The organism is Pantoea sp. F_5 (genome assembly GCF_008631595.1).
Lineage (GTDB): Bacteria > Pseudomonadota > Gammaproteobacteria > Enterobacterales > Enterobacteriaceae > Pantoea > Pantoea gossypiicola.
This window is the reverse complement of record NZ_VWUO01000027.1, coordinates 13720-36265: the sequence shown is the minus strand read 5'-3', so window position 1 is coordinate 36265 and position 22546 is coordinate 13720. Positions and strand designations below refer to the sequence as shown.

Annotated in this window: 19 protein-coding genes; 5 read left to right on the top strand and 14 right to left on the bottom strand. The window is 54.4% G+C overall.

Going from position 1 to position 22546, the window contains the following annotated elements; translation table 11 throughout:
• Nucleotides 1–242: 242 nt before the first annotated feature.
• Complete coding sequence (gene mdh, locus F3I44_RS22340) at nt 243–1181, bottom strand: malate dehydrogenase (protein WP_150015658.1); 939 nt, start codon at nt 1179–1181, stop codon at nt 243–245.
• 440 nt (nt 1182–1621) lie between these two features.
• On the opposite strand from mdh, the gene argR reads away from it, so the two are divergent.
• The 4 genes from argR (at nt 1622) to yhcN (F3I44_RS22320) (ending at nt 3536) form a co-directional block, all read left to right on the top strand.
• Nucleotides 1622–2092, top strand: coding sequence for a transcriptional regulator ArgR (argR, locus tag F3I44_RS22335; protein ID WP_013359192.1), 471 nt, complete (start codon nt 1622–1624; stop codon nt 2090–2092).
• 473 nt (nt 2093–2565) lie between these two features.
• Entirely contained in the window at nt 2566–2829 is a 264-nt protein-coding gene (gene yhcN, locus F3I44_RS22330) for a peroxide/acid stress response protein YhcN (protein WP_150015659.1), read from the top strand.
• Between the two features lie 83 nt (nt 2830–2912).
• Nucleotides 2913–3179: a YdgH/BhsA/McbA-like domain containing protein gene (locus F3I44_RS22325; protein WP_150015660.1), complete on the top strand. Its 267-nt coding sequence runs from the start codon at nt 2913–2915 to the stop codon at nt 3177–3179.
• 93 nt (nt 3180–3272) lie between these two features.
• Nucleotides 3273–3536 (top strand): peroxide/acid stress response protein YhcN, encoded by a 264-nt coding sequence (gene yhcN, locus F3I44_RS22320; RefSeq protein ID WP_010256072.1) that lies wholly within the window; start codon nt 3273–3275, stop codon nt 3534–3536.
• Nucleotides 3537–3601: 65 nt separating this feature from the next.
• Here the strand turns inward: yhcN (F3I44_RS22320) and F3I44_RS22315 are convergent, their stop codons facing one another.
• The 5 genes from F3I44_RS22315 to aaeX form a co-directional block, all read right to left on the bottom strand.
• The gene (locus F3I44_RS22315; protein ID WP_150015661.1) at nt 3602–3871 is read right to left on the bottom strand and encodes a barstar family protein; all 270 of its coding nucleotides are present in this window, start codon (nt 3869–3871) and stop codon (nt 3602–3604) included.
• A gap of 55 nt (nt 3872–3926) precedes the next feature.
• Entirely contained in the window at nt 3927–5378 is a 1452-nt protein-coding gene (locus F3I44_RS22310) for an NAD-dependent succinate-semialdehyde dehydrogenase (protein ID WP_150019644.1), read from the bottom strand.
• Between the two features lie 113 nt (nt 5379–5491).
• Nucleotides 5492–7444 carry a p-hydroxybenzoic acid efflux pump subunit AaeB gene (gene aaeB / locus F3I44_RS22305; RefSeq protein ID WP_150015663.1) on the bottom strand — a complete coding sequence of 651 codons (1953 nt, stop codon included), beginning with the start codon at nt 7442–7444 and terminating at the stop codon, nt 5492–5494.
• Between the two features lie 9 nt (nt 7445–7453).
• Complete coding sequence (gene aaeA / locus F3I44_RS22300) at nt 7454–8386, bottom strand: p-hydroxybenzoic acid efflux pump subunit AaeA (protein WP_010256061.1); 933 nt, start codon at nt 8384–8386, stop codon at nt 7454–7456.
• A gap of 7 nt (nt 8387–8393) precedes the next feature.
• Nucleotides 8394–8597, bottom strand: a complete 204-nt coding sequence (aaeX, locus tag F3I44_RS22295) for a p-hydroxybenzoic acid efflux pump operon protein AaeX (RefSeq protein WP_003855277.1) — start codon at nt 8595–8597, stop codon at nt 8394–8396.
• A gap of 232 nt (nt 8598–8829) precedes the next feature.
• Between aaeX and aaeR the strand changes: the two genes are divergently transcribed.
• Nucleotides 8830–9747, top strand: a complete 918-nt coding sequence (gene aaeR, locus F3I44_RS22290) for an HTH-type transcriptional activator AaeR (RefSeq protein ID WP_013359201.1) — start codon at nt 8830–8832, stop codon at nt 9745–9747.
• Nucleotides 9748–9780: 33 nt separating this feature from the next.
• Here aaeR and tldD read toward each other — a convergent pair whose 3' ends face one another.
• From tldD to csrD, 8 genes are all read right to left on the bottom strand, one after another.
• Nucleotides 9781–11226: a metalloprotease TldD gene (tldD, locus tag F3I44_RS22285; protein WP_150015664.1), complete on the bottom strand. Its 1446-nt coding sequence runs from the start codon at nt 11224–11226 to the stop codon at nt 9781–9783.
• Nucleotides 11227–11290: 64 nt separating this feature from the next.
• Entirely contained in the window at nt 11291–15115 is a 3825-nt protein-coding gene (gene yhdP / locus F3I44_RS22280; protein WP_150015665.1) for an AsmA2 domain-containing protein YhdP, read from the bottom strand.
• Between the two features lie 131 nt (nt 15116–15246).
• Nucleotides 15247–16716, bottom strand: a complete 1470-nt coding sequence (gene rng, locus F3I44_RS22275) for a ribonuclease G (RefSeq protein WP_150015666.1) — start codon at nt 16714–16716, stop codon at nt 15247–15249.
• Nucleotides 16706–17299: a nucleoside triphosphate pyrophosphatase gene (locus tag F3I44_RS22270; protein WP_150015667.1), complete on the bottom strand. Its 594-nt coding sequence runs from the start codon at nt 17297–17299 to the stop codon at nt 16706–16708. Before F3I44_RS22270 ends, rng begins: the two co-directional genes overlap by 11 nt.
• 8 nt (nt 17300–17307) lie before the next feature.
• Nucleotides 17308–17796 (bottom strand): rod shape-determining protein MreD, encoded by a 489-nt coding sequence (mreD, locus tag F3I44_RS22265; RefSeq protein WP_013359205.1) that lies wholly within the window; start codon nt 17794–17796, stop codon nt 17308–17310.
• A complete protein-coding gene (gene mreC, locus F3I44_RS22260) occupies nt 17793–18821 on the bottom strand; it encodes a rod shape-determining protein MreC (protein WP_150015668.1) in 1029 nt (342 codons plus the stop codon). Before mreC ends, mreD begins: the two co-directional genes overlap by 4 nt.
• A gap of 148 nt (nt 18822–18969) precedes the next feature.
• Nucleotides 18970–20013, bottom strand: a complete 1044-nt coding sequence (mreB, locus tag F3I44_RS22255) for a rod shape-determining protein MreB (protein ID WP_003855260.1) — start codon at nt 20011–20013, stop codon at nt 18970–18972.
• Between the two features lie 311 nt (nt 20014–20324).
• Nucleotides 20325–22274 carry an RNase E specificity factor CsrD gene (csrD, locus tag F3I44_RS22250; protein ID WP_150015669.1) on the bottom strand — a complete coding sequence of 650 codons (1950 nt, stop codon included), beginning with the start codon at nt 22272–22274 and terminating at the stop codon, nt 20325–20327.
• Nucleotides 22275–22546: the final 272 nt, after the last annotated feature.

Here is a 22546-nt window from a genome sequence, read left to right as displayed (position 1 = left end):
ACACTTTGGCGTCCAGACTATATGGTATTGACAATGCCACAGCACGTGGGAAGCTTTTTGAAACCTGCTCATGTTGAATTTCCTTATCAGTTGTGGGGACAACAGATGAGGAGTTTGACATGGGCAGGTCTTTACAGGCAGAGCCAGAACCGAGGCGATAACCACGTCCATAGGACGTGGTTTTAAGTTGGCAATGAAAACGCCCGGCAAAGCCGGGCGTTATTTCAGGTCTGAGCCGTCTGTTACTGCTTAACGAACTCTTCTCCCTGAGCGATATCTTTCTTCAGCGTATCCAGCATGCCTGACAGCGCCTGCTGTTCGAAAGCGCTGAGTGTGCCAATTGGCCTGCGTTCAGCAATACCATTTTTACCGAGCAGCAGCGGCTGAGAGAAGAAGCGGGCATATTCGCTCTCGCCTTCCACGTAAGCACACTCTACAACATTCGCCTCACCCTTCAGCGCGCGTACCAGCGACAAACCAAAACGCGCGGCCGCCTGGCCCATCGACAACGTAGCCGATCCGCCACCCGCTTTAGCTTCCACCACTTCTGTGCCGGCATTCTGAATGCGTTTGGTTAAATCAGCCACTTCCTGATCGCTGAAGCTGACGCCCTGGACCTGTGACAGCAGCGGCAGAATGGTTACGCCAGAGTGGCCGCCAATCACCGGGACTTCCACCTGATCAGGCTGCTTTCCTTTCAGCGCGGCCACAAAGGTATTAGCACGAATAATGTCCAGCGTGGTCACGCCAAACAGACGATTTTTGTCGTAGACACCGTGCTTTTTCAGCACTTCTGCCGCGATGGCCACTGTGGTATTGACCGGATTGGTAATAACGCCAATCAGCGCTTTTGGGGCCGTTGTGGCAACCTGTTCAATCAGGTTACGGACAATGCCTGCGTTCACATTAAACAGGTCAGCGCGATCCATACCGGGTTTACGTGCGACGCCAGCAGAAATCAGTACCACATCGGCACCCTGTAAGGCAGGCGTGGCGTCTTCTCCACTAAAACCTTCAATAGATACAGCAGTAGGAATATGGCTGAGATCAACGGCAACGCCAGGCGTAACCGGCGCAATGTCATACAGTGAGAGTTCTGAACCTGCGGGAAGCTGGGTTTTGAGCAGAAGTGCGAGCGCCTGGCCTATGCCGCCAGCGGCACCGAGAACGGCAACTTTCATTCTTAACTCCTTATTAAGGTGGGGCAGAGATGGGCCGAAATTCTATCTGTGTCAGACCTTAATCAACTGCTCAGGCGATGATAAATATCCGCTGTTAATTCTACGTGTTTTCACGCTTGCTCGCCGGATTCAAAAGTTACTTATCATTGCGCCTGAATGACCGACAACTTTGCCGTCGTCAGACAGAGAACGGCTATGTGCGTTTTCTGTTACTACTTCTGTTACTACACCACCAATAATATAACAACTTTGCAACCTTCGCCTTTCGGGGTTGTGATGGGGGTTTTGGTCTGAGCGGATTTATTTGCTATTATCGCCGCCCGCTAGCCGCCCGAACACTGCTCATCAATCGACCGATTGCATAAAAATGCATTTAAATGCATAATCACCACTCTGCCGCGGGCGGATTCGCGGTTATTCTCTTTATTTATTGGTAACCTATGCGAAACCCATCGAAACAAGACGATCTGATCAAGGCTTTCAAAGCCTTATTAAAAGAAGAAAAATTCAGTTCCCAGGGCGAAATTGTTCAGGCGCTTCAGGATGAGGGCTTTGAAAATATCAACCAGTCCAAAGTCTCGCGGATGCTGACCAAGTTTGGCGCAGTGCGCACCCGTAATGCCAGGATGGAAATGGTCTATTGCCTGCCCGCTGAACTGGGCGTGCCGACCACCACCAGCCCGTTAAAAAACCTGGTACTGGATATCGACTACAACGATGCGCTGGTGGTAATTCATACCAGTCCGGGCGCAGCACAGCTGATTGCACGTATGCTGGATTCGCTGGGCAAAGCGCATGGGATTCTTGGCACGATCGCTGGCGATGACACAATCTTTATTACCCGTGCGCGCGACTTTACGGTTAAGCAGCTGCACAGCGCGATCCTCAACCTGTTTGAACAGGAGCTCTGATCGCTGACTGACGGCCTGCTATCCCGCCCCAGGTCGTCAGTTTGTTCTCTCTGCCCACAGTTTGTGTCACTCTGCCCCGCTGTTTAATACTAATAAGCCTGATTTAATACACCTTGCTCCTGGTCAGATCGCTTAGTCTGCTTAACCTTCTGCGCTATTTTACACTGCTTTACATCACTGATCCGACACCATTGCCCGGATCCAGATCAAACTCCAGTCCAATACACCTCATAGTTTCGCACTAAACGTTAAAGTGATCTATCTCACTGTTTTTGTGATTAAAATCATCGAAAAGGCTATTTTTTATGCTCTTTTTATAACGTTAAGTTATTAAAAGTAGGCATAAGGATAAAGAATCACAAAAAAACATTATTAGCCGAATATTAATTTCTCTCGTTATTAGTTCTATACTTCTTTTCGTGATGTAAATCACACTAACTAGAAAGATAAAAATAGACGACGAGGAAATATCTATGAACGTAAAAACTACCATCGCCACCCTGAGCATTCTCTCTGCACTCTCATTTGGTGCAGTAGCAGCAGAATCTATTGATGCCGTACAGGCACAGGATCTGCAGGCTGTCGGCACCATCAGTGTCAGTGGCGTCGCGGGTTCACCGATGGATATCAAACAGAAGCTCAGTGACAAAGCTGATCAGCAGGGCGCAAAAGCCTATCGCGTGATCGAGGCTTACAACAACGGCAATTATCACGCTACCGCCGCGCTGTATAACTAAACCCGATAATGCCAGCGGCTTTCTGTCTGACGCGCCATTTTGCGCTCCGGAGAGCTGAAGCAAAATCTTCAGGAGAGTTGACCATGAAAATGAAATTAGCGATTGCTGCTCTTAGCCTGGCGTCCCTGTTCTCAGTGGGAGCCAGCGCCGCCAGCCTGGTATCGAATGAACAGGTGCAGGGTTTGCAGCCCATGAATCAGACCATCAGCATTGGTGGACGTAACGGCGACCAGACGCATATCCGTCAGGTGCTGTCCGAGAAAGCAGATGCACAGGGCGCAAGCCACTATCGCATCATCGAAAACAACCAGGATAACACCTGGCATGTCACCGCTGAGCTTTATAAATAATTCACCGTGATGACGCCTGAAGGCGCATAACAGATCTCGACGACCCGCCCTTACGAGTAACCGCAGGTTGTTGAATGTATTGAGGAGATAATCATGAATATCAAAACAACCATCGCTACAGTCAGTCTGCTTTCTGTTATGGCGTTCGGCGCTTCTGCCGCACAGCTGGTAACCGGCGACCAGACGCAGAATCTGCAGCCTGCGGGTACCGTGACCATCAGTGGAACCGCGGGATCGCCTATGGATTACCGCGCAGAGCTTTCACAAAAAGCGGATGAACAGGGTGCCAGCGCCTACAAAGTGATCGAGGCGCGTACCGGTGATAACTATCACATCACCGCACAGCTTTATAAGTAATTCCTCGTCAGATTAATGACGAACCCTTTGGCCCCGCTCGCCGGGGCCTTTTTTCATCTGATGTGTTATCTGACATTAAAGTGCAGCCGACCTTCCAGCTCCTCTTCCGCTTCATCAAATAACAGAATCAGCGCGCCATAACGCCGTCGCTGTCCCCTGCCCAGATTGACAAACTCAATCTCCAGCGGCATTGGCAACAGACCCCCGGTCACAACATCCCACAATCCATCCAGATCGCAGATGCGGCGTTCCTCCAGCGCAAATCGCTCGCTGAACTGGCGAAAGAAATGGGCCTGGTCGACTATTTCATTAAAATCAAAACGCTCGATTTTCATGCTGACGGCTCCCATGCTCCGTCTGCGGGCGACCTCTGCCGCCCGGTCGTGACCGTTAGCTCAAACCGCCCAGGTGCAGCGCTTTGACCTCCAGATACTCTTCCATACCGAGTACCGAACCTTCGCGGCCCAGACCCGACTCTTTCACACCACCAAATGGTGCCACCTCGGTGGAAACGGCACATTCGTTAATGCCGATCATGCCGCTTTCCAGCGCCGCTGAAACGCGAAACACCCGTTGCAGATTCTGGGTATAAAAGTAAGCGGCAAGGCCGAATGGCGTATCATTGGCGCGGCGGATGACATCCTCTTCGTCATCAAAGCGGAAGCAGGCAGCCACCGGACCAAAGGTCTCTTCCTGCGCAAGCTGCATGCCTTCATGCGCCTCGCTAATGACCGTGGGCTGCCAGAAGTTGCCACCCAGCGCATGGCGCTCACCACCTGCCAGTAATTTGCCGCCTTTTGCTATCGCGTCCTTAACGTGCTGCTCAACTTTTTCCACCGCCGACGCTTCAATCAGTGGTCCGACAATCACGCCCTCTTCCATGCCATTGCCGACTTTGAGTTTGCTGACTTCAGCAGCCAGCTGCTCAGTAAACGCATCATAGACAGCGTTATGAATATAGAAGCGGTTAACACTGACGCACACCTGACCCGCATTGCGGAATTTGTTGGCAATGGCACCCTGTACGGCGGCATCAATGTCAGCATCATCGAACACGATGTATGGCGCATTGCCCCCCAGCTCCATCGACACTTTCTTCATGGTTTCGGCGGCATTGCGCATCAGCAGCTTGCCCACCTGCGTTGAGCCGGTGAAGGAGATTTTGCGTACCGCTTTGCTGGCCATGATCGCATCGCTGATGGCATGGGTATCCCCAGCCACTGCGTTCAGTACGCCATCAGGTACGCCCGCCTGTTTCGCCAGTGCCAGCAGGGCAAAAGCAGAGAGTGGCGTGTTATTGGCCGGTTTAATGATGCCGGTGCATCCCGCAGCAAGCGCTGGTCCCAGCTTGCGGGTCAGCATCGCCATCGGGAAATTCCAGGGCGTAATGGCAGCGACAACGCCAATCGGTTCGCGGGTCGCCAGAATACGGGAGCCGGGTTTTGCCGGCGGAATAATCTCGCCGTTCGCCCGTTTCGCCTGCTCGGCGAACCACTGAATGAAACTGGCGGCGTACTCCACTTCCCCTTCGGCCTCTTTAAGGGGTTTGCCCTGTTCGGTGGTCATCAGTTGTCCCAGCCAGCGCTTGTTCTCAATAATCAGCTGGTACCAGCGATTGAGAATTTCAGCGCGCGCTTTTGCTGTCTGTGCCCGCCATGCGGGAAAGGCGCGTTCCGCTGCGGCGATAGCCTGTTCCGTTTCCGCCTTACCGGCTTTTGCCACCTGCGCAATCACCTCGCCGGTGGCCGGATTGGTCACATCAAAAGTAGACGCAGCCTGATGCCACTGACCGTCCGCTAAGTAGCCGGTCCGGAACAGTTCGCTCTCTTGCAGTGATTTCATTGATTCGCTCCTGTCAGTTTTGCTCTTCCGTCTGGAGAGTATAGTTGGCAAAAGCGACAGATTTTGTGATGGATGGGGATTGCACAGGCCGCTGCAGGTCGCAGCGGCCAGATTCAGATTTGGATGAGCGTATTCTGGTATTTATCCAGCATCGTCGCCAGTCGTTTGACCGGTTCCGTCACGCTGACGGGTGCCTCGTAGTGGACCAGTTTTTCCTGATAGACATCCAGCTCTTTAAGCAGACGTTCAAAGTAGTAACGGCGCTTGTCGTCGCTGCTGGCGGAGATCACCCGGTCGGCGGTGTAACGCAGTTGTCGGTGATACGCAGAGAGATCGGCGTTAACCGGCACTTCTGCGTCGCGTAATCGCTGATGACCGATGATCAGCGTCAGGGCGATGCGATATTTATTGATATCGCCCGGAAACAGGTTCAGTAGCAAAAACAGTTGCTGATAGAGCGCTGGCAGATGATTTTCACGCCGACGCGCCTGATTGGTGGTCATGGCCGAAACAGCTGCATACATAAAGCGGTTCAGCAGTTTGCGGCCGGTGCGCGCCTTCGATTTATCCCGAATCAGCAGAATGACCATCATCGCGACAAAGCAGCCGATAACCTGACCGAGCACATTATCGAGGAAGACGTTAATGTGAAATTCCATCGGATTATCGAGAACCAGCACGTTGAGCGTACCAATCAACGCACCCAGCGTGCCGAGCTGACGCCGCTGAATGAAGATGCCGCCGATAAAACCCAGCAGGCCGATGGCGATGCAGAGCAGCAGGGCGCTCTGCTGGGTCGAGGGGAGCACATACATAAAGTAGAGCGCGCCCAGCGGCACCGCGACCGTCATGCCGTAGAGAAAATCTTTTGCCATCATCAGTGGATTAGGCATACGCATCGCCAGCGCGGTAATAACGGCCAGCATGACCATACAACCACTGCCAGACGTCCAGCCAGTATAGAGCCAGAACAGCGAACCCAGCGCGGTTGCAACGAAGGTGCGGATGCCGTTAATCATCGCATGATGTGTCTCAGCAGAACGCGCCTGAATCACCACTTCACGCTGCAGAATCTCCTCTTCCAGCGAGGTTATCCGGCTGTTGCTTTTGATGCCTTTAAGCAGCAGCAGATATTCGGTGGCGCTGCCTACCCAACTGGCCAGCGTGACCGGCGTTGATTTACCACTCGCACCAATCACCCGCCGCATTACCTTCATCCGCTTATGTACCTCTTCAACCGTCGAGGCCGGCTTTTCAACCATCAACCGATACTGTGGCGGAATGTAGTCCGGGCGGGAATTCTGGATCAGAAAGGTTTCAGCGGCCTGCGTAATCAGCGTCAGCGACAGGGTGTTGAGCATCTGCAAGCGGCGGTTACTGTTCTTCCAGCGTGACGATTCCATCATCAGCTGGCTGCGCATACTGTTCAGCGCCGTGGTGCGCCGCACCAGCGCGCTCCAGGCTTTATCGACCTCTTCTTTATCACCGTGTGCGACGCAGAGTTGCAGCAGCTGATAGTGCGCCACCAGCAATGAATCAACTTCCGCGTCGATCACTTTTTTAATCGAACGTGGCGAGAAGATCATGTCGGCAAGGATGGCACACAGAATACCGAGTACGATTTCACTGCAACGCTCTACCGCATATTGGGGCACCAGTGTCAGACCGCCGCTGGCGTTAGCGGTTACTACAATAATCAGCGCGGTATAGCCTGCCAGACCCAGTGCGTAAGAGTTCTCGACTTTGATTAGCGAAGAGAGCCAGACGCAGAGTCCTGCCCAGATGCAGCACAGCAGCAGCATCACAACCGGCGCACGAACGGTGGCGATCATGATGGTCAGCGCGGCGATACAACCGATGAATGTCCCGATAATACGTAAAACGCCGCGATAGCGCAGTGCCCCGGAATAGGGATCGCCACCTGCCGCAAATGCCGTACCGCCCGCTACGATCCCGGCAGTCATCACCGCCCAGCGCGGCGTTTCGAGGTTGAAGTGAAAGCCGACCATCAGCGCTAACACCAGCGCAAAGGTCAGCTTTACCGGGAACCGCAGGAACTCGATCATATCGCCCTCTTAACCAAACTCACGCAGGCGATTAAACAGGCGGACCATCGGTGAAACCTGTTCAGGCTGGCGATCGGCCTGACCGGTAATGACCACGGTCGCAGTGGTTCCGGCCGGGAAGCGATTGCCGGGCTGCTGATCAAGCCGGATGCGCACCGGTACACGTTGTGCCAGACGGACCCACTCCAGGTTGGAGTCCACCGTTGCCATGCCTTTACTGTCAACCGAGCTGCTGCTGTTGGTGACGCCCGCAGCTACGCTGTCCACGGTGCCACGCAACACAATGTTGCTGCCAAGTGGCGTCACTTCCGCGCGGAAGCCCTTCTCAACGCCGTGCAGTTTGGTCTCCTCCAGGTAAGCCAGCACATAGAAAGAGTGCTGCTGAACCAGCGCCACCGCCACAGAACCACGGGTAATAAATTCGCCCTGGTAGACGTTAAGGTTGGTGACCCAGCCATCGGATGGCGCTTTCACGGTGGTGCGCTCAAGATCGATCTTCGCCAAATCACGCGTCGCCACCGATTTTGCCAGCTGATGCTCACTGGTTTGCAGGTCATTATTGGATTGTTCGATAGCCTCGCGCGACATCGCAGAGGTGCCAAGCTGGTTGCGGCGGCCGGCTTCGCGACGTTTCTCACTCACCAGGGCCTGGTAATATTCAACATCCGCCTGTGCCTGATCGAGCGCTTTCTGATAGCGAGGACGGTCAACCACAAACAGCGTGTCGCCCTTCTTCACCAGCTGGTTGTCGTGTACCGGAACCTCGGTAATCAGGCCAGTGACGTCAGGCGAGATTGCCACCACGTCAGCTGCAAAACGTGCATCACGGGTCCAGGGTGATTCGGTATAGAACACCCAGGCGCGGAAGATGATAACCACTGCGATGATGACCAGCAGAATAGTGATCGCGTAGCGCGCGATTTTTCTTATGAGTGCTTTCACTTCAACCTCAGACTAATAAACGGGAGACAAGGTAAAACACACAGCAGTAAAGCGCTGTATTAAAGAGTGCCGGATGCCAGACAAGATCGTAGATGCCGCTCGGCGTCAGCACGCGTTTCACTAACCAGAACAGCATCAGTGAAATAATCAATTCGATGAAAACGGGCGGAAAAGAGAGCCCAAACATGACAAATACCGGAAGCACACTCATCACAAATCCTTAGTTCGACCTTGCCGGGATACTTCGTTGCCTTTTCAGATGTCGCAGGAAAACCCTCTGGCAGCGTTATCCGAACCGCAGCTGGCTTAATAATAGCGTATCATCGAAGGGTATCAGGCAATGAAGAATCACCGGGAAATACCCCGGCGCGCTTATAATAACGCGCCTGACTATACGTTTTCTACAGAATGTGATCTAAATCACTTTTAAGCCAGAGTAAATAATGGAACGACTGAAAGGTATGTCTGTCTTCGCCAGAGTGGTCGAACTGGGTTCGTTTACCGCAGCGGCGCGTCAGCTTCATCTGAGCGTCTCATCTATCAGCCAGATTGTCGCGAAACTGGAAGATGCATTGCAGGTTAAGCTGCTGAATCGCAGTACCCGCAGTATCGGGCTGACCGAAGCGGGTAAAATCTATTATCAGGGCTGCCGCCGTATGCTGGCGGAAGCGACGCAGGTGCATGAACAGCTCTACGCGTTTAACAATACGCCGATTGGCGTGTTGCGGATTGGCAGCTCCTCGACTATGGCGCAGAACGTGTTAGCGGGTATGACCAGCGATATGCTGCGGGAGTATCCCGGGCTGAGTGTAAATCTGGTTACCGGCGTTCCGGCCCCGGATTTGATTGCGGATGGTCTGGATCTGGTGATTCGGGTGGGCGCATTAAAAGACTCCAGCCTCTTTTCGCGTCGCCTTGGCGCGATGCCGATGGTGGTGTGCGCCGCAAAAAGTTATCTGGCCCAGCACGGCACGCCGGAGAAGCCGGGTGATATCGATAATTTTTCCTGGCTGGAATATAGCGTACGGCCCGACAACAATTTTGAGCTGATTGCGCCGGAAGGCCTGGTGACCCGCCTCGCGCCACAGGGACGTTTCGTGACCAACGATTCGCTGACGCTGATCCGCTGGCTGAAGTCGGGCAATGGCATCGCTTATGTGCCGATGATGTGGGTGATTGATGAGATCACCGCAGGCGAGATCGATATTCTGTTTCCGCACTATCAGTCTGATCCGCGTCCGGTGTATGCACTCTATACCGAGAAGGATAAACTGCCGCTGAAGGTGCAGGTCTGCATCGATTATCTGACCGACTATTTTGAACAGGTGGCTGAACAATATCAGCAGCACCGTAAAAGCTGACAACCCGCCGGGCGGCGGGTTGCTGAGGTCACATCAGGCGGTGCCGCCGATGGTCAGTTTATCCAGCTTCAGGGTGGGCTGACCGACACCAACCGGCAGGCTCTGGCCCTCTTTACCGCAGACGCCGACACCTTTATCCAGCGCCAGGTCATTACCTACCATCGAGATCTGCTGCATCGCTTCAATGCCGGAGCCAATCAGCGTGGCACCTTTAACCGGTTTGGTGATTTTGCCCTTCTCAATCAGATAAGCCTCTGAGGTGGAGAAGACAAATTTGCCGGAGGTGATATCCACCTGACCGCCACCAAAGTTCGGCGCATAGATGCCGTACTCAACGCTTTCAATAATATCCTGCGGCGATGATTTGCCTGCCAGCATATAGGTGTTAGTCATGCGCGGCATCGGCAGATGTGCGTAAGATTCACGGCGTCCGTTACCGGTCGGGCTGACGCCCATCAGTCGCGCATTCAGCTTGTCCTGCATGTAGCCTTTTAACACCCCATTCTCAATCAGCATGTTGTACTGACCGGGAACGCCTTCATCATCCACCGCAAGTGAACCGCGCAGCCCTTCAAGGGTGCCGTCATCCACCACGGTACAGAGCTCAGACGCAACCTGCTGACCGATTTTACCGCTGAACACGGAAGTGCCACGGCGGTTAAAGTCACCTTCCAGACCGTGACCGACCGCCTCATGCAGCAATACGCCCGGCCAGCCCGCACCCAGCACTACCGGCAATGCGCCAGCAGGAGCTGCCACCGCAGAGAGATTAACCAGCGCCATGCGCACTGCTTCACGCGCCCATGCATCAGCACGCACGTCACCATTTTCATCTTCAAGGAAGAACGCATAACCGGTGCGTGCACCGCCGCCGCTTGCGCCGCGCTCACGCTTGCCCTGGTCTTCAACCTGAACACTGATAGAGAGGCGAACCAGCGGACGAACGTCTGCCGCCAGCGTGCCATCAGTGGCCGCCACCAGCACCTGCTCGTAAACACCGGTCAGGCTGGCGTTGACTTCCTGCACGCGCGGATCAGCCGCACGGGCGACTTTATCGACGCGATGCAGAAGGGCAATTTTTTCTTCACGCGTCAGGCTGCTCAGCGGATCGACCGTCGAATAGAGCGGACGGTTCATCACGGCAGACAGCGTATGGGCCTTGCCGTTTCCCTGTTCGCGTACGATGCTGCGAGCCGCTTCAGAAGAGAGACGTAGCGCATTCAGCGTAATCTGGTCGGCATAGGCGAAGCCGGTTTTCTCACCGCTGACCGCACGCACGCCGACGCCCTGATCGATATGGTATGAGCCATCTTTAATGATTTTGTCTTCCAGTACCCAGGATTCGTGGAAGCTGGACTGAAAATAGAGATCGGCATAATCCAGACGACGTTCTGAAAGCTGCCCTAACAGGGAAAATAGGTCCTGCTGATTAATGCCGTTAGCAGTCAGTAACTGCTCACTTACCAGGTTCAGAGTCATCGTTTCTCACTCATTATGTGCTCAGATAATCATAGCCTGCGGTAATTCCGGTACGGCGTCAAATTCACTTGTTGTCTGTTTCTCGCGGTTTACGCAGGACTTCATTGATTTCCGGTTTATCCAGTGGGCCACTGATGTGATAACGCAGCAGCGATATCTTGTTCCACAGGGGTCCCAGAACTTTACTGGCAGCAAATACCGCCGCGCCAATCACCGGATTAATCGCAAAGGCGGTCGCTACGCCGACAGAGGCAGAAATCTCAGGCGCAACCACTGCTTCCATATCGATCTGACGCTTCACCAGATCGAGATTGCCCTGCATGGCGATGTCCGCTTCCAGTCCATCCACCAGCAGGTTATCGGTGCGCATGACGCCGTTTTCGATCCAGGCCGTGCCGTTAATCGAATCGAAATAGAAAGAGTTGGTGAAGGTGTCGCTGAAGTCGAAGCGCAGTTTGCGCAGCAGCGCATCAAAACTGACCAGCCGCAGAATTTTCCCCGCCGTGCCGGTGTTCACATCTGCGATCTGGCCTTTGCCAAAGTGGGTCTTCAGGGTGCCGCTCAGCGTCTCTGCGGAGGGCTGCCAGGGTGCAGAGCGCCAGTGCAGGTCGTAAGTAATATCAAAGGGCGCATCACGCAGCGGGGTATTCACGCCAAACCAGTTGGTCGCATTATTAATATTCGGCCCCTTAAGCGTGCCCTTCAGCGAGGTGCGCTGGTCTTGCGGACGGTTGACCCACTCACCATTGATTTTCAGCTGCGAACTGCCGGTATCCACTTTCCCGTTAGTAAGCGCTAACGTATCTCCTTCAGGTTGCAGCGTCGCGGATACCTGACCATATTTCTGGCCCAGTACCCAGCACTCTTTACAGCGCAGCTGTAAGGCGGGCCACTGGCTGAAGTTAATGTTTGTGGTTTGCTGAGAAGCCGCTTTGCCGCCCTTGCCTGCATCGTTCTCCCACTGCGGATTGTAGTAAAGGTAATCGAGGTTCACCTGCCATGGCGCTTTGGGAGCCATCGCCAGTTCACCGCGCAGCTCTTTCGCATTGACGCTGACCTGTCCTCTGCCACCTGAACGCTGTGCCAGCGTCGCCTCAACCTCATGCCATTGCTGTCCGGCCAGCGTGACCGCCGGACTGCGCAGCGTGATGTTACCCGGCACTGTAACGCCACCGGTCTGGAAGTCGCCGTCGCCGTCTGACGCACCCGCAGAGCCGCCTGCAGCCATCAGCGCTACCCAGGCCTCACCATCCAGCGCAGGCAGATTCAGTATCATCCCCTCATGGTCGGGTAGCGCAGGCGTTTTCTTTGTATCATTCAGCCAGATGCCACGATCTACGCGCAGCGTCGGCTCCAGCAACCAGCGGCTGTTAAAACGGTGGTTTGCATTGACGCTGCCGCTGAGATCGAAATGGTTCAGGTCCCCACTGGCCTGAATGGCGACTGGCATCGCCTCACCGGCTTTCTTATCAAGCGGCGCGGGTAAGTGACTACTTACTTCTTTAGCATTACCGTTCAGCGCCACGTCATAACGTGCCCCGCCATGATGGGGCAACGTAATATTGACGTCGCCCTGCCACGGCAGATGCCCGCCGAGCTGCTTGCTGACGACTGCCGGAATCTGACTGATTTTCGCGGGTTGCCAGTCGCCCTGAAGTTTGACGTTAACACCAAAGTCATCCGGGTTCTCCTGGGTGCTGAAACGGACGCCCATCGGCTGTCCAAACCAGTTCGCACGCAGGTCCTCACTGGCCAGATTGCCGTTATCATAACGGAAGCGGCCAGAAAGGTTGTTGAGGGTGGTTTTTAGCGGTTTGATAAACAGCGCGTTATTGTTCAGATCGACATTACCACGGGCATGTACCTGCTCTCCATCCAGTGGAATGTCCAGATTCAGATGGCCACCGACACGGCCTTTAATCTCCAGTTGCTTTAGCGCAGCACCCAGCGAAGGTTTGAGCGGCGTCTGTTCGAAATAGTCAGCGATCTGCTGGCCTTCACCACTGATATCACCATCAATGATCAGCTTCTCTTTCAGGTAGTCGGGGATTACCGCGCTGACGTTGCGTGCTTCCACCTCGCCCAGTCTGGCCACTGGCGCATTCATCCACAGACCGTCGTTCAGGAAGTTAAGGTCGATATCGAGATGACTGATCGCTGGCCATTTGGGCTGAAATGCATAAGTTGCCTGACGAAGCGGCACCCAAACCTGGAACATGCCATCATTATGCTTGAACGGGAACAGCGCCGGGTTACCGGCAAACAGCAGTGTGGCGTTGTCCACCTTACCGCCCTTCACTGCCCCACTCAGATAGTGCGTCAGCCCGTTACCCATCAGCGGTACCGGGAAATAGCGCCACGCATCGCCTGCATCGGTCACCCGGATACCCGCCAGAATATCCAGACGGGGCTCGCCGCCGCTATTCTGCTGATAGCTGAAATCGCCGCGTGCCCAGAGCGAACGAGCCTCAAGGTTAAGATTTTCACCCGCCAGCGTCAGGCCATGTTCATCTTTAAGCCAGCGCAGCGCCCCGGTCACCCGCTTAATCTCTAACGGAGCCTGGAACATATCGCCATAGGGGACGGTTGCCGCGCCCATATCCACGCTGACCTGACCATGGCTCAGGCTGCCGCGTGCTTCTCCGCTCAGGTGACTGATGCCCGGCAGCAGTTTCCAGTGTTGCCAGCTGAAATCACGCCACTTCACCTGTAAGCGGGTTTTTTCAGGCTGCTGTAATGGAATATCCAGCGCCAGGCCATCGATGGTGCCCTGTGGCTGCAGCGTCTGCCAGTTTTCAAACAGTGCCGGAGAGAGCGGCGCAAATAGCGGAACGATCGGCGCAATATGACTGAGCACCAACTGTGTGGCGCGCACCCGCACTTCCTGCTGACCATCCGGCCCCAGCAACTGCTTATCTTCAGGACGCCATAACAGCGAGAAGTGGCCGGCGGGCCAGGCCTCGCCGTCAGTGCTGAGCCGGGTCTGCGGCACATTGACCACCCAGCCATTCTGGAAGCGTGACAGATGCGCGGTCAGCCCATCAACCTCTATGCGGTGTCGTCCGGTTTCACCCTGCCAGCTGGCACCGCCCTTGCGCAACAGCAGATCGCCAGCATAGATGTCGCCATTGCGCAGGTTGACCCAGGCCGCCAGGCTGAAGCGGGCGCTGTCCAGCCGGGTATTGTCGCGCACCCAGCGGCCCAGCCATGGACGCATGTCGACGTCATCAGCCTGCATCCAGATGCGGCCGTCATTAAGTAAACCGTTGCTGTCGTTAAGGTCAAGCCGTACCTGAACCACGCCGTGCTGACCGGTAAAGCTCGACAGACTGACTTCGCCTTCGGCACGATGGCGGTTATCTTCATTGACCCAGGTGAGTCGGGGGATCGCCAGCTCAGCATGCTGGCCGGAAGGGGTACGGAAACGAATAGTGCTGTCGCGCAGGTCAAAGTGGTCAAACTGACGCAGGAAGAGCTCGTTAATCTGTGCCGGACGGAAGCTGTTTTTCTCTTTGTCGTTGTCGAGTAAGGGGCGATTCGTGTCGAGATGCAGCTGCCAGAAGGTCAGATCGCGGAACTGCCAGCGCCAGTGCAGCAGAGACTGCCAGACGTCAAGTGCCAGATTGATACGTTTAATCGTGAGTTTGCCGTTTTCATGCAGATCGACGCTGAGGTCACGAACCTGAAGGGTTGGGCCGAAATTCTCCCATTTACCCTGTAACTGGCTGGCGTTGACCGGCACATCCGTTTTGTCGGAGATGAATTGCAGAAGGTTGTTGCGATAGCTGTCGAGATGCGGCATAACCAGACGCAATCCGCTGACCAGCAGCGCGACAATCACGATGATTGCCGCGACCAGCAGTAACAAAATCCTCGGCAACTGCCTCACTCACGCCTCTCCTTGTGTTCCGTAAACGACGGATAGTTGGTTCTCATACCCGACCGTCTTCAGATAAAAGCGTTGAAACGCGCATTTTATCCCAAACAAGGGCGTTTATTCAGCCCGATAACGGGCTGACGTTACATCATTACCACGTCGAACTGTTCCTGAGTGTAGAGCGCTTCAACATGAACTTTAACCTGCTTACCAACAAAGATTTCCACTTCAGCCAGCGCATGAGACTCGTCGGTTTTTAACGCTTCACCCACTGTCGGTGAAACATAGACCAGGAAACGGTCAGAATCATAGGCGTGGTGAACCCGTACAATCTCACGCATGATTTCATAGCAGACTGTTTCAACCGTTTTCAGGGTGCCGCGCCCTTTGCAGACCGGGCAATCCTGGCACAGGACATGCTCAATGCTTTCACGGGTACGCTTACGCGTCATCTCTACCAGACCCAGCGCCGAGAAACCATTAATCCCGGTTTTAACCCGATCTTTACTGAGCGCGCTTTCCAGTGAATGCAGTACCCGGCGTCGATGGTCTTCATTGCTCATGTCGATGAAGTCGATAATGATGATACCGCCCAGATTACGGAGTCGCAGCTGACGCGCGATCGCCTGAGTGGCTTCAACATTGGTGTTGAATATCGTCTCATCGAGGTTGCGATGACCCACAAATGCGCCGGTATTGATATCAATGGTGGTCATTGCTTCGGTCTGATCGATGATCAGATAGCCGCCTGACTTTAGTTCAACTTTACGATCCAGCGAGCGCTGAATTTCATTTTCAACGTCAAACAGGTCAAAAATAGGCTGTTTACCGTTGTAGAGCTCCAGTTTACCGGCCATCTCGGGGATATATTCACTGGTAAATTCCACCAGCATGTCGCAGGTCAGACGCGAGTCAACCCGGATGCGATCCAGCGCTGCACCCGCAAAATCACGCAGGATACGCTGTGCCAGGGCCAGCTCGCCATAGAGCAGACAGCGGGTCTGGTTGCGCTTTTTACGCTCGCTGACTTTGGTCCAAAGACGTTTGAGAAAAGCCGCGTCCTGCGCCAGCTCCTCTTCGCCAATCCCTTCTGCAGCGGTGCGGATAATAAAGCCGCCCAAATCGTCACAGTAGTCAGCGACTACCGCTTTAAGCCGATCGCGCTCTTTCTCACTCTCGATGCGCTGAGAGACACCGACATGCGATGCGCCTGGCATAAAGACCAGATAACGCGAAGGCAGGGTAATGTCCGTGGTCAGCCGGGCACCTTTGGTGCCAAGCGGATCCTTGACCACCTGAACCACCAGATCCTGCCCCTGACGCACCAGCTCGGCGATATCGCGCACGATGAAATTTTTCTTTTCGTCGCCCGCCACACATTCCGTATGCGGCATGATGTCAGAGGCGTGCAGAAAGGCCGCTTTTTCCAGGCCGATATCGACAAAGGCGGCCTGCATGCCTGGCAGAACACGGCTTACCCGCCCTTTATAAATATTGCCAACAATGCCGCGCCGCGCTTCACGCTCAATATGGATTTCCTGAAGGATGCCGCCGTCAATGTAGGCAACGCGTGTTTCAGAAGGCGTGACGTTAACCAGTAATTCAGCCGTCATGTTGACCCCTTACGGCACGCAGTGACTGGAAATGGCTGAGCAGCTCCGCTGTCTCAACCAACGGTAATCCGACCACTGCATGGTAACTTCCATTAATTTTGCGGACAAAGTTTCCTCCCCTGCCCTGAATGCCGTATGCACCCGCTTTATCCATCGGCTCACCGGTAGCGATATAGTCGTCGATGTCGCTCTCAGTTAAGGTGCGGAATGTCACATCAGTGGTCACGATGCAATCCAGCGCCTGCTGGCTGTCGGCCAGCGCTACTGCCGTCATAACCTGATGCGTATGACCGGAGAGTTTACGCAGCATTGCCTGGGCATCGGCGGCATCGCGCGGTTTTTCCAGCACATCACCATTCAGCACGACAATCGTATCTGCGCCCAGCACCGGCAAATCCTGCGCGGCCAGTTTTACACCCGCCTGCGCTTTGTCATTGGCCAGGCGACGGACATAGCACTCCGCCGCTTCATTCGGCTGACGCTGCTCTTCAACGTCAGTCACGATGCGCTCGAATGTCAGGCCAAGTTGAGTTAACAGCTCACGACGACGCGGTGAACCGGAAGCAAGATAGAGGGTTAACATAAATTTCCTTATTGAACAGCAAACTGGCGACGAATTTTTCTCATAAGTAAGAATAGCCAGGGCCAGAGAATACCGTCGACAACACTGCTCCAGAAAATTTCAGGTCGGAATGAAACGTTGATTACCAGGAATTCTGCCCAGAAGACAATCACATCCATCGCCAGTGACAGCACCATAACCATTAACGCTTGCTGCCACAACGCTAAGTTGCGGAATAACTGGAATTTAAAGGCTATCAGGTAGGCGATGATGCTGAGCGCCAGCGCACGCACGCCAAGCGTGGACCCGGCAATCAAATCCATGATGGCACCCAGCATAAATCCGCTGCCGACGTTGACACGATGCGGCAGTGCGAGAACCCAATAGATAAGGATGAGCAGCAGCCATGAAGGCCGGAACATATAAATCTCATCCGGCCATGGCATGATCTGCAGGACTAACGCGACCAGGAAAGAGAGCCAGATGACCCAACGTCCCTGGCTGCGATATCGACTCAAGGCTGACCCCCGCGTGAACGCGAGGAGTTACTCTGTCCGCTACTGCCACTGCTGACTGTCGACGGAGCAGGCGGCCCCATCTGTGTGGCAGGCGCAGGCGGACCCATTTCACCCGCAGGCGGCAAGACCTGCGGCATCATCTGCATCAGACGCTCATTCGCAACGCGATGAACCTCATCCTGCGGCAGCGGCATATCGCCATTACGATCCGCACCCCACAGCAGCAGCAGATAACGCAGACGCTGCAGACCCGCGGTCGGATGCGCCTGAATCACCGTGTAAGCGCGCTGAGTATCCACTTTCACTGAGGAGACCACGCCCACCGGATAACCCTCAGGAAAACGACCCCCGATACCTGACGTCACCAGCACATCGCCGACCCGAATGTCCGTATTACCCGGCAGATGCTCAAGCTGAAGATCTTCAGTACAGCCGTTACCCGCGGCAATCACACGAATGTCATTACGCAACACCTGAATAGGCAGCGCGTGTGACGCATCGCAGATCAGCAGAACACGGCTGGTGAGCTGTCCAACGGCGATAACCTGACCGACCACGCCTTTGTCACTGATGACCGGCTGACCTTCATAAACACCGTTAACGCTGCCTTTGTCGATCACTACCTGGTCGGTGTAAGGATCGGTGCCGGTAGAGATCACCTGCGTCACCATCTTTTGCTCATCCTGACGCAGCGGTGAACCCAGCAGTTCACGCAGGCGTGCGTTTTCCTGCTTATATTGCCCCAGCATTAGCAGGTTACTGTTTTTCAGGAAGAGCTCACGACGTAACGCTTTGTTTTCCTGCTCCAGTTGCTGACGCGACGCCAGCGACTCCGACACGCCATCCAGCAACTGACGTGGCCCATTAGCCAGGAAGTAAAACGGACTGACCGACGTATCCAGATAGTTGCGTATTTGGGTGAAAGAGCTCACACGGCTGTCGGCAATGATAATGGCAATTGCCACGATGACCGCCAGGAAAAGACGCAACTGCAGGGAAGGTCCCCTGCTAAAAATCGGCTTCATATAATCTGCGTGATCCTCGACAACAGGAGAGGAAGCGACGGCCAAACACCGTGCTTCCCTGGGCTGAACGCACTGTACCGGCATAGATTTCGCCGGCTCACATGCCACTCCCTCGCATGATCATTGCGTTCTCAGCCGGTTGAGGCAATTATTCTTCGCTGAATAAATCGCCGCCATGCATGTCGATCATTTCCAGCGCCTTGCCGCCACCGCGAGCCACACAGGTCAGCGGATCTTCAGCAACAACAACCGGAATACCCGTCTCTTCCATCAGCAGGCGATCCAGGTTACGCAGTAACGCACCACCACCGGTCAGCACCATGCCGCGCTCTGAGATATCGGAGGCCAGCTCAGGCGGACACTGCTCAAGAGCAACCATCACCGCGCTGACGATGCCGGTTAACGGCTCCTGCAGCGCCTCCAGAATTTCGTTGGAGTTCAGCGTGAAACCGCGCGGCACACCTTCTGCCAGGTTACGGCCACGAACTTCGATTTCACGGACTTCATCCCCCGGATAAGCTGAACCGATCTCATGCTTAATACGTTCTGCGGTCGCTTCACCAATCAGTGAACCGTAGTTACGACGCACATAATTAATAATAGCTTCATCGAAACGATCGCCACCAATACGTACGGATGAGGAGTAGACCACACCGTTCAGGGAGATCACCGCCACTTCGGTAGTACCACCACCGATATCAACGACCATTGAACCGGTCGCTTCAGAAACGGGCAGACCTGCACCAATTGCTGCAGCCATCGGCTCTTCAATCAAAAAGACTTCACGCGCGCCGGCACCCTGAGCGGATTCACGAATCGCACGACGTTCGACCTGCGTGGCCCCGACGGGTACGCAGACCAGCACACGTGGGCTGGGACGCATAAAGCTGTTGCTGTGAACCTGCTTGATGAAGTGTTGCAGCATCTTTTCGGTCACGAAGAAGTCAGCGATAACGCCATCTTTCATCGGACGGATAGCGGCAATATTGCCTGGCGTACGACCAAGCATCTGTTTAGCGTCATGACCCACGGCCGCGACACTTTTCGGTGAACCGGCACGGTCCTGACGAATAGCAACCACAGAAGGCTCGTTCAGCACGATGCCTTGTCCTTTTACGTAAATCAGGGTATTCGCGGTACCCAGGTCAATGGACAAGTCGTTGGAAAACATGCCACGAAATTTTTTAAACATACTAAGGGATAATCCTGCAAGCTGGGGGCGGAAAATAAAATCCGCTTACTTTACCAACCACACGAAGCTGCCACAAGGCGCAAAAACGTTCTGCTTCGGTGAAAAAAGACGCCTGATTGCGTTTAAGTCATCTGAACCCGCGATCCGTAGCAGCAGAATGGCGACCAGACGCCATCAGTACTGCATTGCACATGATTTCCGCTCACCATGCCCGACATAAAATTTAACATTTCCGGCACGATAGTTATGGGTTCAGATGCGGCTTAACATTAAAAAAAACCGTCATTTTCTGTCATTACGACAGCAAATCATTAAATACGGTAACGTTGGGAATACTTCTTCACGTTACTGTTAACCGGAAGCGAAGGGGCAAAAAAGTCGCCCTGCCCACCTGCCACCCCCAGCGCCACTAATGTCTGCCACTCCGCTTTGGTGCGGACACCGGTGGCAAACACCTGAATACCTGTGGACTTACAGACCTCCAGCAGACTCTGTACAAACAGCTGATTGGCGGTCCGCCGTTCAATGTTGCGTACCAGACCCGCATCAAGCTTGATCAGTTCCAGCGGCAGCTGTCGTATATAGGCGCTGCTGACGACGGTTAAACCCGCCTGATTCACCGCTACCCGACAGCCAAAAGCCTTAAGTGCGCGGAATACTGGCGTTAAATGGTCGATGTGTTGACAGACATCTGCCTCGGCAAGTTCAAATAAAAATCGTTTTCTTTGTGATTTGGGGCACTGCAGCAGCATATTCTGTAGCCAGAAGACAAATGAACGTTGCAGGAGCGAGGTCATCGTCACCGGCATTACCAGCGTCTCTTCCGGCCAGAGTTCAGAGAGTGCCGCGATGCGCGTGACCAGTTGACGATCCCAGCCATCAGCCATACCGAGCTGCTGCACCAGTGGCATATATTCAGCGGCCAGCACCTCTTTATCGCCGTCAAAGATACGGGTCAGCATGACCCGATGCTGTACTTTACCTTCGGTATTAACGGTGGGTTTATGGTACAGCCGCGGACCACCGCGGCTTAACGTATTCTCCAGCAGGGTTCGCCAGCGCACACTGCCCCGCCCGGCATCCTGAGGATTTCCTTCACCATTAGTCCAGTTATTCCCCCCCAGCAGTGCTGCACGTCGCGTGGCCATTTCGGCATTTTCTATCACCTGCAGGACGGTCTGCCCACTGTGCCAGGCGGTGATTCCGATGTGGATCAGATCATCGCGATTGACCAGGCGCATCGGTGGCAGAGAATCAACAGCATTGATCAGCTGATCGGCAATACTGTTTGCCTCTTTAAGACTGCGATGCGGCAGTAATACGGCAAAATCACTGCGAAAATAGCGTGCCAGCAAAGCGCCGGGATAGCGCAGCACAAAGGTAGAGAGCATGTTGACAAAATTGAACAGGTACTCCTCAACCAGCGCTGGCTCCAGTGAATCTTTCAGTGCGTCCAGATCGGGCAGGCGCACCATCATCACTACACCGTGGGTGCCGACAGCTTCCTGATCTTCCAGCAGGGTTGCGAGCTGGTTATCAAAGAACAGCCGGTTGTTAAGGCCAGTGCGTCCATCCTGCGCGGCAAAGGTGCGGATCAGCGTGTCGATACGCAGACGCTGTTCGCCCGCTTCCTGCAGATCCGCCAGCAGTACATCCATCGCGCGACTTGCCCTGGGTGGCCACTCATCCACATCCCGTTTCGGCACGACCCCGCGTTCGCCATTGATAATCGCCTCTGCCCGCACTTCAAGGTGCTCCATGCCACGCCACTGACGACTGAGCCAGCGATGCAGCAGCAGCAGCAGCAGACTCATCACCAGCATGACGGTAAAAAGAATACCCAGCGTAGAGGTGCCGGTGATTGAGCGCAGCCAGGTTTTGGCAGGATCAAGAGTGACAACCCGCAGCTGTAAGCCGGTCTGGTGCATCAAAGGTACATCGACCTGGATAAAACGATTGGGTTCGTCTTCCAGCATCTGGTTTTCGTGTCGGGAGAGAGTGAGGAAAGTCTGCCTGCCGTTATGAAGGGAAATCTGCTCGGCATTCATTATTGGCATCATACGCGTAAGCCAGTTATGAAGTTGTTCTGGCGTCTCGGAGAACATCGCCTGATCGATCTCGGTCGCCAGCACCTGCGCCCGATGTTCAACCCGCTGATGACTGAACCAGAAAATACTGAATGCGCAGCCTGCCAGCATCAATGACATCGCCAGCAGGCTTAAAAAGGTAATAAACGCAGATAATTTTGTGGTTAATCGCATCCCTGTGCCTGTATTGCTGCGGTGATAACCGGATCACCCCACCTTGTACCGTCAGCCTGACGAAAACGCGAGCAAAATAGCATAATTTGCCGCTGCCGACAGCGCCGAGTCGCATGAAGCCGAAGTATATCGTCGGGATAGGATTGCTGATGTTGATCCGGACACTTTTCAGCGCATTCTCATCGCACAGGCCAGCCAGGAAATTTCACATTTTCAGGGCGAAACTGGCTGATATCAGCGATAGTCATCATGCTGGTTGATGTCATCCTGTC

Bases quoted from the DNA above. Each gene is read 5' to 3' on its own strand.
- aaeB (WP_150015663.1), bottom strand. From the start codon at position 7,444: ATGATCGAGTTCCTGCGGTTCCCGGTAAAGCTGACCTTTGCGCTGGTG.
- F3I44_RS22325 (WP_150015660.1), top strand. From the start codon at position 2,913: ATGAAAATGAAATTAGCGATTGCTGCTCTTAGCCTGGCGTCCCTGTTC.
- F3I44_RS22315 (WP_150015661.1), bottom strand. From the start codon at position 3,871: ATGAAAATCGAGCGTTTTGATTTTAATGAAATAGTCGACCAGGCCCAT.
- yhcN (WP_150015659.1), top strand. From the start codon at position 2,566: ATGAACGTAAAAACTACCATCGCCACCCTGAGCATTCTCTCTGCACTC.
- yhcN (WP_010256072.1), top strand. From the start codon at position 3,273: ATGAATATCAAAACAACCATCGCTACAGTCAGTCTGCTTTCTGTTATG.
- F3I44_RS22270 (WP_150015667.1), bottom strand. From the start codon at position 17,299: ATGTTAACCCTCTATCTTGCTTCCGGTTCACCGCGTCGTCGTGAGCTG.
- mreB (WP_003855260.1), bottom strand. From the start codon at position 20,013: ATGTTTAAAAAATTTCGTGGCATGTTTTCCAACGACTTGTCCATTGAC.
- aaeX (WP_003855277.1), bottom strand. From the start codon at position 8,597: ATGAGTGTGCTTCCGGTATTTGTCATGTTTGGGCTCTCTTTTCCGCCC.
- tldD (WP_150015664.1), bottom strand. From the start codon at position 11,226: ATGACTCTGAACCTGGTAAGTGAGCAGTTACTGACTGCTAACGGCATT.
- csrD (WP_150015669.1), bottom strand. From the start codon at position 22,274: ATGCGATTAACCACAAAATTATCTGCGTTTATTACCTTTTTAAGCCTG.
- mreC (WP_150015668.1), bottom strand. From the start codon at position 18,821: ATGAAGCCGATTTTTAGCAGGGGACCTTCCCTGCAGTTGCGTCTTTTC.
- argR (WP_013359192.1), top strand. From the start codon at position 1,622: ATGCGAAACCCATCGAAACAAGACGATCTGATCAAGGCTTTCAAAGCC.
- rng (WP_150015666.1), bottom strand. From the start codon at position 16,716: ATGACGGCTGAATTACTGGTTAACGTCACGCCTTCTGAAACACGCGTT.
- mdh (WP_150015658.1), bottom strand. From the start codon at position 1,181: ATGAAAGTTGCCGTTCTCGGTGCCGCTGGCGGCATAGGCCAGGCGCTC.
- aaeR (WP_013359201.1), top strand. From the start codon at position 8,830: ATGGAACGACTGAAAGGTATGTCTGTCTTCGCCAGAGTGGTCGAACTG.
- F3I44_RS22310 (WP_150019644.1), bottom strand. From the start codon at position 5,378: ATGAAATCACTGCAAGAGAGCGAACTGTTCCGGACCGGCTACTTAGCG.